We start from the raw sequence: 17,189 nt of genomic DNA, 5'->3' as shown, positions 1-17,189 counted from the left end.
GCATCGGCTGCCGGGTCATACGGGCCGGCTGTCGCGCCACTGGTACCAGCGGATCGACGGCGCCAGGAACCACGGGTTGCCGGTGTAGAACGGCCGGGTCGGAAAGGGCAGGTCGTCGAAGGCCGTCTTGCCCTCGGCCAGGCCCAGCACCTGCTGGCCCATGCGCATGCCCAGATAGTTCGCCATCCCCACGCCAGAGCCGCAATAGCCCATGGCGTAGTGGATGCCGTCGTGCCGGCCGCAATGCATCACCTCGTCGAAGGTGTAGGCGACGAAGCCGCACCAGGAATGGCTGATCCGGGCCGTCTCCAGCTCGGGGAAGAGCCGGACCATCTCGTTGCGCAGCAGCGGCCCGCTGACCCGGGGGTCGGTCTCGGAATGCGACACGCGCCCGCCGAAGACGACGCGCCGGCCGTCGGGTGAGGGGCGGTAGTAGTAGACGACCTTGCGGCTGTCGCTGGCGATGCGACCCGTCGGGAAGATGCGCCGGATCGTCTCGGCCGGCAGTTCCTCGGTGGCGATGACGTAGCTGCCGATCGGGATGACCCGGCGTTGCAGCCAGGGTGTCAGGCCCTTCGTGTAGCCATTGGTGGCCACGACAACATCGCGCGCTGCCACGACACCGCGGCTGGTGGTGACGCGGAAGCCGGTGCCGTCGCGCTCGATGCCGGTCGCCTGGGTGTGCGGCACGACGGCGGCGCCGGCCGCCAGCACGCGATCCAGTACGCCCTGATGCAGGCGGCCGGGGTCGACCGAGGCGTGCTTGGTGAACACGGCACCGCCGAAGTAGGCGTCGGTGCCAAGCTCGCTGCGCTGCTCGGCGCGGGGGACGAGGCGCATCGGCACCTCCAGCCCCTTCATCTGCGGCTCGCGCGACTTGGCGACCAGGGCATCGTACTGGGCCGGGTTGTGGGCGGCGTGGAAGCGCCCGACGACGCGGAAGTCGCAGTCGATCTTCTCGCGCGCGACCAGCTCGGCCGCCCAGGCCAGCGAGTTGTGGCCCTCGCGCAGGACCTGGAAGGCCCGGTCGGGGCCGTGGCGCTTGGCCAGCGCGGCATAGCCCGGCTTGATGCTGGTGGAGATCTGCCCGCCGTTGCGCGTGCTGCACCCGAAGCCCGCATCCTCGGCATCGATCACCACCGTCGACCGCCCGGCCCGCTGGGTGACCAGGGCCGCACCCAGCCCGGTATAGCCCGAGCCGATGACCAGCACATCGACACGGGCCGGCAGGCTGTCGGACGGCAGGACGGGCCGCGGCGTCGTTTCCCACCAGTAAGGGTGCAGCTTCAGGTCGGCGTCGAAGGCGGGCGCGTTCATGGGGCGGGGATTCCCGGCATTAGCGGCAGCGAGGGGGGGCGGCGGTCAGGTGTCGGCAAGGACTAGGTCGGCGCCCTTCTCGGCCAGCATGATGGTGGGCGCATTGGTGTTGCCCGACGTTACCGCGGGAAAGACCGACGCGTCGATGACGCGCAAGGCCGAAATTCCATGCAGGCGCAGCCGGTGGTCGACGACGTTGCTGCCGTCGTCCGGCCCCATGCGGCAGGTGCTGACCGGGTGGAACACGCTGGAGGCGCGGCGGCGGATGTCGGCGAACAGGTCTTCGTCCGTCTGGATCGCAACGCCCGGCTCGATCTCCTCGGCGATGATCGCCGACAGGGACGGGGTGGCGGCCAGGCGGCGCAGGAACTGCGTGCCTTCCAACAGTTCCCGCCGGTCATGCTCGGTCGCCAGCGAGTTCGGCACGATGGCCGGCGCCTGGAACGGGTCGGCCGAGCGGATCGCCAGGTGGCCGCGGCTGGTCGGGCGGCAAGGCTGTGCGCTCAACAGGAACCCGGGGAAAGGGTCGGGCCGCAGCAGGGCGCGCTTGCCCGGGACCCCGCGGGTGTAGCTGAGCGGCGAGAAATAGAGCTGGACGTTGGGACGCGGCAGGTCGGGCCGCGTGCGCACGAAGCCGCCGCCCTGGTTGACGCTGATGGCGAGCGGCCCGCGCCGCAGCGCCAGGTACGCCAGCCCCGCCCGCAGCTTGCCCCACCACGGCCGCAACTCGTCGTTCAGCGTCGGCACGCGGGAGCGATACAGGTGGTCGATGCAGAGATGGTCCTGGAGGTTGCGGCCGACCCCGGCGCGGTCCAGCACGGGGGGGATACCATGGGCCAGCAGCAGTTCGGCCGGGCCGACGCCGGACAGTTGCAAAAGCTGCGGCGAGTTGATGGACCCCGACGACAGGATGACCTCGCGCCCCGCGCGGGCTGTCCGAATGGTGCCGCCCTGCCGGTACTCGATACCGACCGCGCGCGTGCCCTCGAACAGGATGCGGGTGGCGTGCGCGCCGGTCTCGACCTGCAGGTTGGCGCGGCCCATTGCCGGCCGCAGGTAGGCGCGCGCGGCCGACAGGCGCAGGCCCCCGCGGGTCGTGATCTGGTAGAGCCCGGCGCCCTCCTGCCGCTCGCCGTTGAAGTCCGGATTGTAGGGCACGCCCGCCTCGGTACAGGCAGCGATGTAGGTGGCGCAGACGGGGTGCCGCTCACGCTCGATGCCGGTGATGTGGAGCGGCCCGCCGGTTGCCCGCCAGGCGTCCGGGCCCGCGCCATTGTCCTCCGACCGCTTGAAGTAGGGCAGAACGCCGGACCAGCCCCAGCCGGGATTGCCGGCCGCCTCCCAATCGTCGAAGTCGGCCGCCTGGCCCCGGATATGGACCATGGCGTTGATGGCGCTGGACCCGCCCAGCACCTTGCCGCGCGGCCAGTAGCCCTGGCGGCCGTCCAGCACCGGGTCCGGCTCGGTGCGGTACATCCAGTTGACGGCCGGGTTGAAGAAGGACTTGCCGTAGCCGATCGGCACCTGCAGCCAGAAGCGCCGGTCGCTGCCGCCGGCCTCCAGCAGCAGGACGCGGAAGCGACCGCTGGCGGTCAGTCGGTTCGCCAGGACGCAGCCGGCCGAGCCGGCGCCGACGATGATGAAGTCATGTTCGCTCACCGCGGCAGGATTGGTCGGGATTGGCGGCCCGGCGAGGTCCAATCTCGACATTCGGCCATACCAATCATCCGGTGGCGCGTCGCCGTGCCGGCCGGGCCAGGTCTTCCAGGACGCGGGCCAGAACCTCGACCCCGGCGCGGATCGCGGGTGGCTTCACGCCGCCGAATCCCAGCACCAGACCGTTCACCGCCGTGGGCTCGATCGAGAAGCGGGCGATCGGCGACACGGTGATCCGCTGGGCGTCGGCGGCGGCGGCGACGGCCAGCTCCGACAGGTGCGGCGGCAGGTGCCCGGTCGTGTGCAAACCGCTGTCGGTCGGCACGACGTCCAGCAGGCCCCCCAGTTGGCGGGCGGCAGCCTCGCAGAGTGCGCCATGCCGCTCCTGGTAGATGCGGCGCATCCGGCGGATGTGGGTGGCGAAATGGCCCTCGTCGATGAACTCGGCCACGGCCGCCTGGATGCTGGACGGCACGCCCGGCACGAAGGCGGCGGCCACCCGGCGGAACGTCTCCACCAGGTCGCCCGGCACCAGCATGAAGCCCAGCCGCAGCGACGGGAACAGCGACTTGCTGAAGGTGCCGACATAGATGACGAGGCCGGTGCGGTCGACGCTCTTCAGGGTCGGCAGCGGCCGGCGGCCGAAGAAGAACTCGCCGTCATAGTCGTCCTCGACGATCCAGGCGCCGGCCTGCTCGGCGGCACTCAGCAGCGCAAAGCGGCGCTCCAGGCTCATGATGTGGCCCAGCGGCTGCTGGTGCGAGGGCGTGACGAAGGCCAGGCGGAAGTCGCGGGCCAGCGCCAGCCCGTCGTCGACCCGCAGCCCCTCGCGGTCGACCGGCACCGGCACCAGGTCGGCGCCGCAGGCGAGCAGGCTGTTGCGCGCACCGATGGCGCCTGGGTTCTCGAACCACACCCGGTCGCCCGGGTCGAGCAGCACGCTGCCCACCAGGTGGAACGCCTGCTGCGCGCCGCCGACGATGAAGATTTCATCCGCTTCGCAGGGGATGCCACGGTTCGAGCGCAGGTGGCCGGCGATCGCCCGGCGCAGGCCGGCATGGCCGGACGGCTCGCCATAGCCCATCACCTCGGTGCGGTCGGCCCGCCAGTGCTTGGCCATCAGGCGCGCCCACTGCGCCATCGGGAAGGCGTCGAAGGCGGGCAACGCGGTGACGAAGGGCCTTGGCTGGTGGGGCAGGCGGGGACGGGGGCCGAAGCGGTCGACCGCCCAGGCCATGGCCCGCGACAGGCGCGGCTCGCGCCGGCTGGTGCCGCTGCGGCCGGCGTCGGGCGGCTGCTGCGGCCGGTCGGAATTGAGGGCGCCACTGACGAAGCTGCCGGCGCCGACGCGGGATTCGATCAGCCCCTCGGCGATCAGCCGGTCGAAGGCGTGAATGACGGTGGTGCGCGACACGCCCAGCTCGTTCGCCAGCGTTCGCGTCGCGGGCAGCCGCTCGCCGCCAGCGATGGCGCCCGACAGCATGAGCTCGCGCAGCGCCGAATAGAGCTGGGTCCCGACCGGTCGCGGGGAGGCATGGTCGATCTCGATCGACAGCAGCAACGCCCCGCCCGCGCGCTTGACCATCCGCCGATCCTCCGCGGCCATCCAGAATGGTATCACGATAGGTCGAGAGTGGACCTTTTGTCCCGTCCATTCCGGCGAAAGGATCGCGGCTTCCGGTTACCCAGGCGGGCGCGGGTCAAGCCATGAAGATCAGCAGCATCGAGACCTTTTGCAACGAGTTCGTCGGCTTCGTCCGTGTGACGGGCGACGACGGCGCCCAGGGCTGGGGCCAGGTCTCGCCCTACAATGCCGACATCACCTCGCTGGTCATGCACCGCCAGGTCGCCCCCTGGTCGCTGGGCCAGGATGCCACCGACATCGACGGGCTGATGCGCCGCATCCCCGAGAAGGAGCACAAATTCCCGGGCTCCTACCTGCGCCGGGCCATGACCGGGCTCGACACCGCGCTGTGGGACCTGCGCGGCAAGGTGGAGGGCAAGAGCGTGTGCGAATTGATCGGCGGCAAGCCGCGCGCCATCCGCGCCTACGCCTCGTCGATGAAGCGCGACATCACGCCCGAGCAGGAGGCCGACCGGCTGCTGCGCCTGCGCGACGCCCATGGGTTCGACGCCTTCAAGTTCCGCGTCGGCGCGGAATGCGGCCACGACATCGACGAATGGCCGGGCCGGACCGAGGCGATCGTGCCCACGGTGCGCAAGGCGCTGGGCGACGATGTGGCCCTGCTGGTGGACGGCAACAGCGGCTTCAGCCCGGCCCGCGCCATCGAGGTCGGGCGGATGCTGGAAGACCATGGCGTCTGCCATTTCGAGGAGCCGTGCCCCTACTGGGAACTGGAGCAGACCAAGCAGGTGCGCGACGCCCTGTCGCTCGACGTCACCGGCGGCGAGCAGGATTGCATGATCCCGACCTGGCGCCACATGATCGAGATGGGGGCGGTCGACATCATCCAGCCCGACGTCTGCTACCTGGGCGGGCTGACGCGGACGATGCGGGTGGCGGCGATGGGGGCGGCGGCCGGCCTGCCCTGCACGCCGCACAGCGCCAACCTGTCGATGGTGACGGTCTTCACCATGCACCTGCTGGGCGCCATCCCGAACGCCGGCGACTATCTGGAATTCTCGATCGAGGGGCTGGACTACTATCCCTGGCAGGATCGCCTGTTCCGCAATCCACCTTTCGACGTCGTCGACGGCAAGGTGACGATCCCGAGCGAGCCCGGCTGGGGCGTGGAGATTTCGCCCGAGTGGCTGGAGCAATCCACCTACCAAGTCAGCCGCCTCGCCTGATAGCCCTGGCGGCTTAATGGTATGCCGGCCATTTCAAAATGGCCCTTTCGTCCAGTCCAAATAGCTATCGATCATCAAGGTCGCAGTCCTTGCGGCGGGGAGGCCGCTGGGACCGGACATTTCAAGGGGAGAGGCGCATGCTGAACAAGTCCCTACCGGCGGTGGTCGTCGCCGCATTGCTGGCACCGGCCGCCCTGGCATCGGCCCAGGCCCAGGACCTGACGGTCGTGTCCTTCGGCGGCGCCTACCAGGCGGGGCAGAGCAAGGCCCTGTTCCAGCCGGCTGCTGCCGCCATGGGCATCAAGGTGAAGGAAGAGACCTACACCGGCATCGCCGACCTGCGCCTCAAGGTGCGGGCCAATGCCGTCACCTGGGACATCGTCACCAGCGGATCGGGCAGTGCGGCCCGAGCCGGCGCCGAGGGCATCCTCGAAAAGCTCGACTACAAGGTGATCGACGCTTCGTCCTTCATCCCGGGCACCGCCCAGGAATACTGCGTCGGCGGCGACGTGTTCTCGACCGTGCTGGCCTGGAACACCAAGACGTTCGGCGACAAGGGCCCGCAGAGCTGGGCCGACTTCTGGGACGTGAAGAAATTCCCCGGCAAGCGGTCCTACCGGAACTCGGTCGCGGGCTCGCTGGAGCCGGCGCTGATGGCCGACGGCGTGCCGGCGGACAAGGTGTACGAGACCCTGTCGGCGCCGGGCGGCATCGAGCGGGCGATCAAGAAGATCAAGGAGCTGAAGCCGCACATCGCAGTCTGGTGGTCCTCGGGCGCGCAGCACGCGCAGCTCATGAAGGACGGCGAGGTCGACATGATCAACGGCTGGAACGGCCGTTTCGACGTCATCGCCAAGGACGGGGCGAAGGTGGCCTACACCTTCAACCAGGGTCTGCTCGACTATGACTGCTACGCCATCGCCAAGGGCGCGCCCAACAAGGACCGGGCGATGAAGTTCCTGGCCGAGATTTCCAAGCCGCAGTATCAGGCCGAATTCACCAAGTACATCACCTACGGCCCGACCAACAAGAAGGCCTACGAGCTGGGCACGATCGAGGCGGCCTATGCCAAGCAGCTCCCGTCCCACCCGGACAACGCGGCCAAGCAACTGCCGGTCAACCTCGAATGGTACATCGCCAACGAGGCCAAGGCGGCGGCCGCCTACCAGAACATGCTGACCGAGTAGGGTCCGCCGTCCGATGATGCGGGGGAGGGCGCTTGCCGTCCTCCCCCACCCGATGTGAAACCCCGAAGGCTGGTCCAGCATGGCGCGCGGCGCGGCACTCCCGATCACCATCCGCCAGGTCACCAAGACCTATGGCCGCGTCCATGCGCTGGACCATGTCGACTTCGATATCCGCAGCGGCGAGTTCCTGACCCTGCTGGGCCCGTCCGGGTCGGGCAAGACCACCCTGCTGATGGTGCTGGCCGGCTTCACCCGGCCGGACCACGGCAGCCTGCTGTTCGGCGAGGAGGAGGTCATCCGGCGGCCGCCGCACAAGCGCGACGTCGGCATGGTGTTCCAGAACTACGCGCTTTTCCCGCACATGAACGTGGCCGGCAACGTCGCCTTTCCGCTGAAGCTGCGCGGCACGCCCAAGGCCGATGTCGGCCGCCGGGTCGAGGCCGCCCTCGATCTGGTCCAGCTTGGCGGGTACGGCGAGCGGCGGATCGACCAGCTTTCGGGTGGCCAGCGGCAGCGCGTGGCGCTGGCCCGTGCCATCGTCTTCGAGCCGCGCATCCTCTTGATGGACGAGCCCCTGTCGGCGCTCGACAAGCAACTGCGCGAGCGCATGCAGATCGAACTGCGCCGGCTGCACGACCGGCTCGGCATGACGACCGTCTACGTCACCCACGACCAGCGCGAGGCGCTGACCATGTCGGACCGCATCGCCGTCATCAATGGCGGCGGCATCATGCAGCTCGACCAGCCGCAGCGCATCTACGAGCGCCCGGCCAACCGCTTCGTGGCCGAGTTCATCGGCGAATCCAGCTTCCTGCCGGTCACGGTGACGGCGGGCGCCGCGGCTCATGCCGGCCGCGCGCTGCGCACCGAGGCGGCTCCGCCCGCCGGCACCAGCCATGTGCTGATGGTGCGCCCCGAACGGCTGCGCATCCTGCCGCCCGGGGGCGAGGAGGGGGCCAACCGCTTCGACGGCACGGTCGAGGAGGTGGTCTACCAGGGCGACAGCATCCTGCTGCAGGCGGTGCTGGCCGACGGTATCCGCTTGTCGGTGCGGGCGGCGGCGACGGCGGGCGCCATCGCGGCCACGCCGCGGCCGGGCGAACCGGTGGCGCTGGGCCTCAGCCCGGCCGACACCGTCATCCTCGCCGACGCATGACCGCCGCCACCGACCCGCCACCCCAACGCGGCCGGCCTGCGCCGGGATGCCGCGCTGGAGCGGCTGGCCCTCTTCGGCCTGGGCTCGCCCGCGCTGCTGCTGGTGCTGGTCGCCATGGTGCTGCCGGTCGGCTGGCTCTTCTGGCTGTCCTTCCTGGCCGACGACGGCAGCCTCAGCCTGGAACACTACAGGCGGATGCTGGCCGAGCCGTCCTACGGCCGGACGTTCGTCACGACGTTCCAGGTCAGCATCCTGACGACGGGCATCTGCATCCTGCTGGGCTACCCGCTGGCCTATGTCCTGGCGCAGTTGCCGCGGCGGGCCGCCAACTTGTGCATGATCGGCGTGCTGCTGCCGTTCTGGACCTCGCTGCTGGTGCGCACCTACGCCTGGCTGGTGCTGCTCCAGCGCCAGGGGCTGGTGAACCAGTGGGGCATCAAGCTCGGCCTGTGGACCGAGCCGGTGGCGCTCGTCCACAACCTGAACGGCACGCTGATCGGCATGGTCCACATCATGCTGCCGTTCCTGATCCTGCCGGTCTACGGCTCGATGCGCGCGATCGACCGCGACTATATCAAGGCGGCCGCCAACCTTGGCGCCGGGCCGGTGGCGGCCTTCTGGAAGGTGTTCCTGCCCTTGTCGCTGCCGGGCCTGTTCGGCGGCGCGCTCATCGTCTTCATCCTGTGCCTGGGCTTCTACGTCACCCCGGCGGTGCTGGGCGGCGGGCGGGTCATCATGGTCTCCAACCGCATCGCCACCGACATCGAGCTGTTCTTCAACTGGGGGGCGGCGAGTGCGCTCGGCGTCGTGCTGCTGGGGCTGACGCTGGTGTTGCTCTACCTGGCCTCGCGGCTGGTCCGGCTCGACCGGGTGCTGGGCGGCGGGGGGCACTGACATGGGCTGGCTCAGCCGTCCGGCGACCGAGACGCAGATCACCCACCGCGCTCGCCTGTGGCTCTACGTGGTGGCGGTCCTGGTCATGGCTTTCCTGGTGCTGCCGACCCTGATCGTGGTGCCGATGTCCTTCTCGGCCTCGCAGTACCTGGAGTTCCCGCCGCGCGAATGGTCGCTGCGCTGGTACCGCAGCTATCTCGATTCGCCCGAATGGATGCAGGCGACGGCGACCTCGCTGAAGGCGGCCTTCCTCACCATGCTGGTGGCCACGCCCATGGGCACGCTGGCGGCCTATGGGCTGTTCCTGTCGCGCATGCGCCTGGGTCGACTGGTCTTCGGGCTGCTGGTGACGCCGATCATCGTGCCGGTGATCCTGGTCGGCATCGGCGTTTTCTACGCCTATGTGAAGTTGAAGCTGGTCAACAGCCTGGCCGGCATCGTGCTGGCCCATTCGATGCTGGCCGTGCCGATCGTGCTGATGATCGTCACCTCGGCCCTGAAAAGCTACGACATGAGCCAGGAGATGGTGGCGCGCAGCCTGGGCGCGTCGCGCCCGCGTGCCTTCGTGCTGGTCACCCTGCCGCAGATCCGCTTCGCGGTCGCCACCAGCGCGGTGCTGGCCTTCCTCACCTCGTTCGACGAGGTGATCGTCGCGCTCTTCGTGTCGGGCGGCAGCAACTCCACCCTGACGCGCAGCATGTTCAACGCGCTGCGCGACCAGATCGACCCGACGATCGCAGCCATCTCGACCATCATGATCCTGGTCACCTCGCTGCTGCTGGCGCTGGCGCAGACGGTCGGGCAGCCGAAGAAGCGGGAATAGCCTTCAGCTAGGGGGCGGGGTCGGTCGGCCGACGGCCAATATCCCGGTGGCCGGGTCCGCATCGAATTCGACGACCGCCTCAACCCCGGACGGCGCGAAGCGGACGGTGCTGTGGCCGCGCAGGTTGTACACCGCTTCGCGTTCCACCAGGCGCAGGCCGAAGCCCCGCTGCGGCGGCTCGGCGGCGGACGGGCCGCCGCTCTCCTGCCAGGTCAGGGACACGTGGCCGCCATCGTCCCTGGCCGCATATGTCCAGGCGATGGCGACGCGCCCCGTCTCCACCGACAGCGCCCCGTACTTGGCGGCGTTCGTGGCAAGCTCGTGCAGGATCATCGCGATCGAGACCGCGTGGTGCGGTTTCAGCCCGACATCGGGGCCGGCGATCGTGACGCGGTTGCCCGCGAACGGCTCCATCTCCTGCCGCACGATGTCGCCGAGGCTGGCCTCGGTCCAGTTCTCGGCCGCCAGCACGGCGAAGGACCGTGCCATCGAATGCAGGCGGCCGACGAAGGCCGTGTTGAAGGCAGCCGACGACGTGGTCGTCTTCATAGTCTGCTGGGCGATGCTGATGACCACGGTCAGCATGTTCTTCACCCGGTGCTGCAACTCGGCGATCAGCACCTCGAGCTGGATCTGGGCCTGCTTCAGTTCGGTCACGTCGATGAAGGTGGCGACGACGCCCTCGATCGGGCTGGACGCCGTCCGGTACGGCACGATGCGGACGAGATAGTGGTTGCCCAGCGTCCGGTGGTCGATCCGACGCTCGATCACCTGGCCCGTCGACAGGACCGTCTTCAGGTCGTCCTCCATGCCGGGAAAGTCGACGCGGGCGGCAAAGTCCGTGACCGGGCGGCCGCGGTCGCCGGGCAGGACGCGGAAGATCTCGGTAACGGCCGGCGTGAAGGATCGGATCGACAGGTCGCGATCCATGAACACCGTCGCGATCCGGCTGCTCTCGAGCAAATTGAGGATGTCGTTGTTGGCGGTGTCGAGCTGGGCCAGCTTGCTCGCCAGCTCGGTGTTGACCGTCTCCAGTTCCTCGTTGATCGACTGCATCTCCTCCTTGGAGGACTCCAGTTCCTCGTTGGTCGATTGCAGCTCCTCGTTCGCCGACAGCAGTTCCTCGTTGGATGCCTTCAGTTCCTCCAGCGCGGTCTCGTACTCCTCGATCAGCGACTGCAGCCGCTCGCGGGTGGTCTGTAGCTGGGATTCCAGATAGTCCGCCTGGGCCAGGGCGGGGCTCGCAACGGTATCCGGGCTGGTGTCGTCGGCCGGCATGCCGGTCTCGGTGAACACCGCGATGTAGAGCCGGGCTTCGTCGCCGTCGGTCAACAGCGGCTCGACGGTAATCCGCGCGTGTTGCACCCGGCCGTCATCGTCCTGGAAGGCGACCCCGTCGCGGGCCGCGGACCGCTGGGTATGCACTGCTTCGTGCAGCAGGGTCCGCAGGTCCAGACGCAGGCCTCGGCGCGCCGCGGTCAGTAGCTGCCGGCTGGGAGGGCCGGGTGCCGCTTCCAGATATCGGCCGGTGCGTGCCGAGTAGAAGACGATCTCCGCGTCGCGGTTGATGACCACATGGGCGGGCGCGAACCGCTCGGCGATATGGCTGTCGACCGCCTGGCGCAGCGGCACGCCACTCAGGCCGTCGCGTGCATCGCGCATGTCCCCCACCATTCGCGCGCGGGCGACGGCGGGCAGCAGGCTCGGCACCCGCACCTCCGCCACGCGATTGGGGTGGGTGCGGAAGATCCGCTGCTTCTTGTCGACGGGCAGGAACAGTTCGCTGAACTCGCCGATGTTCTCGGCCACGCCCAGGAACAGGAAGCCACCCGGGCGCAACGCGTAGTGGAAGGTCGGCAGCACCTCCCGCTGGACCTGCGGGCCGAAATAGATCAGCAGGTTGCGGCACGAGACGAGGTCCAGGCGCGAGAAGGGCGGGTCGCGGATGATGCTGTGGGCGGAGAAGACGCAGAGTTCGCGCACCGCCTTGTCGATGACATAGCTGCCATTGTCGCGGTGGAAGAAGCGCGCGCGCCGCTCGGGCGAGACGGCGTCCATCAGCGCCTCGGGATAGCGCGCGGCCCGCGCCGCGGCCAACGCCATCTCGTCGATGTCCGTGGCGAAGATCTGCACCCGGGGCCTGGCGGCAAGGCGGGACAGATGCTCGCTGAGAAGGATCGCCAGCGAGTAGGCTTCCTCGCCGGTCGCGCACCCCGGCACCCAGATGCGCACGCTGTCTTCCGCCCCGCGGCCCTCCAGCAACCGGGGCAGCACCAGCCGGTCGAGCGCCTCGAAAGCCTCGTTGTCGCGGAAGAAGCTGGTGACGTTGATCAGGAGGTCGCGGAACAGGGCGACCGCCTCGTCCGGGTCGCGTTGCAGGCGCTCGACATAGGCCTCCATCGTTGGCGTCTGCGTCACCTGCATCCGGCGCTGGACGCGGCGCACGAAGGTCTTCGTCTTGTAGCCGCTGAAATCATGTCCGACCTGGTTTCGCAGGATGGCATAGATCTCCTTCTCGGCCGTGTCGTCCCTGTCCTTGTCGGCGGTCGCCACCGCGTCGCCGGGCCCGGTCCTGGCCGCGGCGATGGACAGGCTGCGGGCGAACTCGGCCAGCTTGCGTCCCATCTCGTCCGCCGGGACGGCAAAGTCGATCAGTCCCGTCGCGATCGCGCTCAGCGGCATGTCGGGATGGCGCGGTCCATGGCCGTCGGGCGTCTGGGCCAGTGTCAGCCCGCCGCGCTCCTTGATCGCCTTGACCCCCAGGCTGCCGTCCCCGTCGCCACCGGACAGCACGACGGCGGCGGCATACTCCTCCCGTTCTATCGCGAGTGCGCTGAAGAAGACGTCGATCGGCTTGCGCGAGCGCCCATGCGCGGGCTCTATCTCCAGGCACCCGTCGGCGATGCCCAGCACGGCGTTTGCCGGCAGGACGTAGACATTGCCGGCAACCACCCTCGCGCCGTGGGTGGCGACATGGACCGGCATCTCGGTATAGCGGCCGACGATCTGATGCAGGAGGCTCTCACGCTCCGGGCTCAGATGGGTGACGATGACGTAGGCAGCGCCGATGCCGGCAGGAAGCCCGCCGAAGAACCCTTCCAGCGCCTCGATGCCGCCGGCGGATGCGCCGATGGCCACGATGGGAAAGGGTTCGTCCGGTCTGGTCATGGAACCTCCGGTTCCGACCGGCGCGCCGTCGCGGCGGTGGATCCTGGTGGATGCGGCAGCACCGTCACCTTGCGCGACGAATGTCGCACGCGGGCAAGCCGGGTGGCTACCTATCCAACGCGCGACGACGCAGAATGGCCATGCAGCAGTCGGCGGATCGTCGGCGCTTCCTCAGTTGGCGAGGCTGCCGGCCGGCACGGAGCGAATGAACAGCCATTTGCCGTCGGCCGCGAAGGTGTTCTGCGGGATATGCTGGGCCCAGTGGTGGGCGACGTTGGCATCGTAGTTGAGATAGAGCCGGTCATCGACGATCCGCCACTGCTGCGGGTCACCATCCACCTTGCGCCCCAGCGCCGTGCCCATCGCGCAGAAGCCGCCATAGGCCGGCAGGTAGCGGGCGGGATCGGTCCGGAACGCGTCACGGTTTCCGGCCGAAGCAAACCGGTAGGTGGCGCCGGCATGGTCGGCCGTGATGTCGGCCCGGCCCGGCGTCGGCGCGCCTTGTGTGAAGTAGGCGACGGGATCATAGCCGCGGATCGCCAGGCGCGTGGCATCCAGATTCAGATGGACGGGCGGCATCTCCGGATCCGACCGCGCGGGGCCGGCGATCGGCAGTGCCAGGGCGAGCAGCAGGAAGGCGATGGCAGGAGAGCGGCGCATGGCGATCGGTCCTTCGGTTGGGCGCAGTTCGATGGCCAGATGGAGTTTGTTACATCGGCAAGAGAATAAATATTAGTTCTCCCAATGTAACAAATGCCCCCGTTTCCATTCCGATGGTGGAATGTAGAGTTCTGGCATCAAAGCAAATTCGATGGATAGACGGCCGAATATTACATCGTGCGTCCTCACATATATTTGAGTTTTGTGATCGCAGCATAAGGCGTAGCAGGAAATTCTCTGCAACCGGCCCGTCGGGCCAGCAGGCTGCGGGTTCTTCCGCCGCCGCTGCAACAGGGGAAGTTCCATGACCGCGATCGCCGCTCGCCCCGTGCTTCCGACCATCACTTCCGCACTCGTCGTCACCGCGGTGATCGCGGGCGTCGCGGCCGACGTGACGTGGGAGGTGTGGGCGCGTGCCATCACCCCGCTATGGATCGGTGGCCCGCTCGAGCCGGCTGCCCTGGTGCAGAGCGTGTTCGGCCTGCAGAGCCGCTTCCTGGCCGAGATCATCCACCTGGTCGTCGGCGTCCTGTTCTACCCGCTGGGCTACCTGCTGGTGGCCCAGCCGATCGCGCGGGCAATCCTCCCCGGCCTGCCCTGGTATCTGGTGGCGCTGGGCTACGGGGTCGGGCTGTGGGTGTTCGCGCTCTACGTCATGGCCCACCTGATCGCCGGCCTGCCCGCCTTCCTCGGCTTCATCCCGCTCGCCTGGGCATCGCTGGTCGGCCACCTGTTGTTCGGCCTGGTGGTCGGCGCCGTCGTGCGCTGGCGCGGGCAGTGACCGCCATGGCCGCCCGGCAGCGCGACCCCAGGCTCGACTTCTTTCGTGGCCTCGGCATGTTCATCATCCTGGTGGCGCATATCCCCGACAACGGCTGGGCGCAGTGGATCCCAGCCCGCTTCGGGTTCAGCGACGCGACCGAGATATTCGTCTTCTGCTCCGGCATGGCGTCGGCCGTCGCCTTCGGGCGCGTGTTCGACGCCCATGGCTGGCTCCAGGGCACCGCCCGCATCCTGCATCGCTGCTGGCAGGTCTATTGGGCCCATATCGCCTGCTTCCTGGTGGTGCTGGGCATGCTGGTGGCGATCGACCGCGCCGGCGGCAATAGCTGGTATGTCGACGACCTGGGGCTGGCGCCCTTCTTCGCCGACACCGCCCGGGCGACGGAAGGCCTGCTGCGGCTCTCCTATGTGCCCAACTATTTCGACATCCTGCCGATGTACCTGGTCATCCTGGCGATGGTGCCGCTGGTGATGGCGGCCGCCCGCTTCGGCGGTCCCGGGGCGGTGGCGGGCCTGGTCCTGGTGGTGTGGGGGCTGGCCTTCCTGCGGCTGGCCGACCTGCCGGCCGAGCCCTGGTCGGATCGCACCTGGTTCTTCAACCCCTTCGCCTGGCAGCTCGTCTTCTTTGCCGGGTTCGCCTGGATGCGCGGCTGGCTGCCGGTGCCGGTGGTTGATCGACGGCTGGTCGTCGCGGCGGCGGTCATCGTCGTCGCGACGATCCCGTTCGCCTGGCATCGTGGCTTCTTCACCGTGCCGGAGTTACGGGAATGGAACGCCTGGCTGGCGCCCGCGATCGACAAGACCCATGTGGGGCCGCTGCGCTTCGTTCACTTCCTGGCGGTGGCCTACCTCGCCTATGTCGCGGTTGGGCCGCGCGGTGCCCGGCTCAAGGGGGCGGTGGTGGACTTCATCCGCCGCGTCGGCCAGCAGTCGCTGGCGGTGTTCCTGACCGGGATGGTGGCGGCCCAGTTCCTGGGCGTCGTCCTCGACCGCATCGGCCGCGACGTGCCGCAGGAGGCGCTGGTGAACCTCGCCGGCTTCGCCATCCTGGCGGCGGCGGCCTGGATCACCGCCTGGTTCAAGGCCCCGCCCTGGACAGGCAAGCCGCGGGTCCAGCCGGCGCAGCCGGCGGCCTCGACCCGCACCGGTGCCATGCCGATGTTGGCCGGCGCCAACGGTCCATGAGGTGGGCGGGGCGGCTGGCCGCCGGGGCACTGGCCAGCCTGGCCCTGCTCCTTCAGCCGGCCCGTCCCGCCTCTGCCGACCCGGGCATGGCGGGGCGGGTCGTGACCGACCTGTCCATGCCCAGCCCACGGCTCGGCCGATCGATCCCCTACAACCTCTATCTGCCGGCCGGCACCGGGCCGTGGCCGGTCCTCTATCTGCTGCACGGGTTGGGCGGCAATCAGGGGGACTGGATCGGGGTCGGGCGGCTCGCCGCCACGATGGACCAGGAGATCGCCGCCGGTCGGGTGGCACGGCTGGCGGTCGTCATGCCCATGGGGGGTGACAGCTGGTATGTCGACGATCCGGCCGGCGCCGGCCCGGTGCATGCCGCCTTCGCGACCGATCTGGTGGACGGCGTCGAACGGCGCCATCCGGTCGGCGGCTGCCGCCTTGCCCGCGCGGTGGGCGGCCTGTCGATGGGCGGTTATGGCGCGCTGCTGCTGGCGTTCGCCCATCCCGACCGCTATGCGGCCGCGGTCAGCCTCTCTGGCAGCCTGTTCCCGCCGATGCCGGACGATCCCGCCGCGCGGGCGGCCCGCAACGTCCGCATGTATGGCAGCGTGTTCGGGCAGCCCTTCGACTGGCAGCGCTACAACCGCTGGAACCTCTTCCTGATGGCTCCGGCCCTGGGGGCGAGCCCGACGCCACCGCGACTGTGGCTGCAGGCCGGCGACCAGGACTTCCCGGCCATCCTGGACGGCACGGTCCAGCTTCACCAAGCGCTGCGCCGCCTCGGCATCGGCAGCACATTGCGCGTCGACGACGGACGCCATGACTGGCCCAGTTGGGCCAGCCATGTCGTGCCGGCCCTGCGCTGGCTGTCGGGCCAGGTGCAGGCGGACTGTGCGGTACCTACGCGGTGAGCCGCACCACGCTGTCGAAGAAGATCCGGTACTGCACGCCGCGCGGCTTGTCGGCCTCCTCGGCCGTCCAGGGCAGGAAGCTGCTGCGGCCCAGATAGTCGGTCGGCAGCAGGATGGTGCGGACGAAGGCGCTGGCCGGCGCCACGTTGCGCCCGACCACGGGGTCGCGGCCGGTCTCGAACCAGGCTTCGCCCGGCTCCACCCGATGCACCTTGTCGGCGATCTCGGCCACCAGGCGGCCGTGCAGCAGACGACGGATGCCAGGGCCGCCATGGCCGTGCTTGGGCGTGACGATGCCGGGCGGGAAGTCCACCCGGTCGCTGCGCATCAGGATCGGGTAGCGCGGGTCGATCATCAGGGCGTGGGCGGCGATCAGGCGCGGCCGCTCGGCGTCCGTCACCATCGGGCCCCAGTCGTAGGGCGTCGCCTCCCAGCTCCAGGCCTCGCCGGTCCCCGACAGTTCCAGTTCGCCTTCGAACAGGGTGCAGCTATCCTCGGCCAGCGTCACCGTGCCCGTCTTCTCGCTGGTGCCGGTAAGCGTGCCGTGCCGGACATAGACCGCGCGCGGCGCGGCCGGCAGGTGAAGCGGCCGGCCGCCATCGAAGGCGTCCTCGAAGAGTGCCAGGCGCACGGGCATGGTGGGC

Annotated in this window: 14 protein-coding genes; 8 read left to right on the top strand and 6 right to left on the bottom strand. The window is 69.2% G+C overall.

Translation table 11 applies throughout. The annotated features are described in order from the left end of the window. Nucleotides 1–15: 15 nt before the first annotated feature. From STVA_RS15185 to pdxR, 3 genes are all read right to left on the bottom strand, one after another. Nucleotides 16–1,317: an NAD(P)/FAD-dependent oxidoreductase gene (locus tag STVA_RS15185; RefSeq protein ID WP_123688747.1), complete on the bottom strand. Its 1,302-nt coding sequence runs from the start codon at nt 1,315–1,317 to the stop codon at nt 16–18. 45 nt (nt 1,318–1,362) lie between these two features. Continuing rightward, the gene (locus STVA_RS15180; protein WP_123688746.1) at nt 1,363–2,976 is read right to left on the bottom strand and encodes a GMC family oxidoreductase; all 1,614 of its coding nucleotides are present in this window, start codon (nt 2,974–2,976) and stop codon (nt 1,363–1,365) included. A gap of 64 nt (nt 2,977–3,040) precedes the next feature. Continuing rightward, nucleotides 3,041–4,558 carry a MocR-like pyridoxine biosynthesis transcription factor PdxR gene (gene pdxR, locus STVA_RS15175; protein WP_197735643.1) on the bottom strand — a complete coding sequence of 506 codons (1,518 nt, stop codon included), beginning with the start codon at nt 4,556–4,558 and terminating at the stop codon, nt 3,041–3,043. A 122-nt stretch (nt 4,559–4,680) separates the two neighbouring features. Here pdxR and STVA_RS15170 point away from each other — a divergent pair, with 122 nt between their 5' ends. From STVA_RS15170 to STVA_RS15150, 5 genes are all read left to right on the top strand, one after another. Then, nucleotides 4,681–5,784, top strand: coding sequence for a mandelate racemase/muconate lactonizing enzyme family protein (locus STVA_RS15170; protein ID WP_123688744.1), 1,104 nt, complete (start codon nt 4,681–4,683; stop codon nt 5,782–5,784). 137 nt (nt 5,785–5,921) lie between these two features. Next, nucleotides 5,922–6,971: an ABC transporter substrate-binding protein gene (locus STVA_RS15165; RefSeq protein WP_179955403.1), complete on the top strand. Its 1,050-nt coding sequence runs from the start codon at nt 5,922–5,924 to the stop codon at nt 6,969–6,971. Between the two features lie 79 nt (nt 6,972–7,050). Next, nucleotides 7,051–8,127, top strand: a complete 1,077-nt coding sequence (locus tag STVA_RS15160) for an ABC transporter ATP-binding protein (protein WP_123688743.1) — start codon at nt 7,051–7,053, stop codon at nt 8,125–8,127. A 102-nt stretch (nt 8,128–8,229) separates the two neighbouring features. Further along, complete coding sequence (locus STVA_RS15155; protein WP_246782836.1) at nt 8,230–9,021, top strand: ABC transporter permease; 792 nt, start codon at nt 8,230–8,232, stop codon at nt 9,019–9,021. A 1-nt stretch (nt 9,022) separates the two neighbouring features. Next, nucleotides 9,023–9,844, top strand: coding sequence for an ABC transporter permease (locus tag STVA_RS15150; protein WP_123688741.1), 822 nt, complete (start codon nt 9,023–9,025; stop codon nt 9,842–9,844). Nucleotides 9,845–9,847: 3 nt separating this feature from the next. Here STVA_RS15150 and STVA_RS15145 read toward each other — a convergent pair whose 3' ends face one another. Beyond that, nucleotides 9,848–13,012, bottom strand: a complete 3,165-nt coding sequence (locus tag STVA_RS15145) for a CheR family methyltransferase (RefSeq protein ID WP_123688740.1) — start codon at nt 13,010–13,012, stop codon at nt 9,848–9,850. A 171-nt stretch (nt 13,013–13,183) separates the two neighbouring features. Then, the gene (locus STVA_RS15140) at nt 13,184–13,672 is read right to left on the bottom strand and encodes a YHS domain-containing (seleno)protein (RefSeq protein WP_123688739.1); all 489 of its coding nucleotides are present in this window, start codon (nt 13,670–13,672) and stop codon (nt 13,184–13,186) included. 304 nt (nt 13,673–13,976) lie between these two features. On the opposite strand from STVA_RS15140, the gene STVA_RS15135 reads away from it, so the two are divergent. The 3 genes from STVA_RS15135 to STVA_RS15125 are packed head-to-tail and all read left to right on the top strand — an operon-like array spanning nt 13,977 to nt 16,545. Then, complete coding sequence (locus STVA_RS15135; protein WP_123688738.1) at nt 13,977–14,453, top strand: hypothetical protein; 477 nt, start codon at nt 13,977–13,979, stop codon at nt 14,451–14,453. Nucleotides 14,454–14,458: 5 nt separating this feature from the next. Beyond that, nucleotides 14,459–15,640, top strand: coding sequence for an OpgC family protein (locus STVA_RS15130; protein WP_123688852.1), 1,182 nt, complete (start codon nt 14,459–14,461; stop codon nt 15,638–15,640). Then, a complete protein-coding gene (locus tag STVA_RS15125) occupies nt 15,637–16,545 on the top strand; it encodes an alpha/beta hydrolase (protein ID WP_123688737.1) in 909 nt (302 codons plus the stop codon). The genes STVA_RS15130 and STVA_RS15125 overlap by 4 nt, the downstream gene beginning before the upstream one ends. Here the strand turns inward: STVA_RS15125 and STVA_RS15120 are convergent. Then, nucleotides 16,535–17,182: a cupin domain-containing protein gene (locus STVA_RS15120; RefSeq protein WP_123688736.1), complete on the bottom strand. Its 648-nt coding sequence runs from the start codon at nt 17,180–17,182 to the stop codon at nt 16,535–16,537. The two genes, STVA_RS15125 and STVA_RS15120, sit on opposite strands and share 11 nt — an antisense overlap. Nucleotides 17,183–17,189: the final 7 nt, after the last annotated feature.

This window comes from Stella humosa, assembly GCF_006738645.1.
Taxonomy (GTDB): domain Bacteria; phylum Pseudomonadota; class Alphaproteobacteria; order ATCC43930; family Allostellaceae; genus Allostella; species Allostella humosa.
This window is presented reverse-complemented; position numbering and strand designations above follow the sequence as displayed.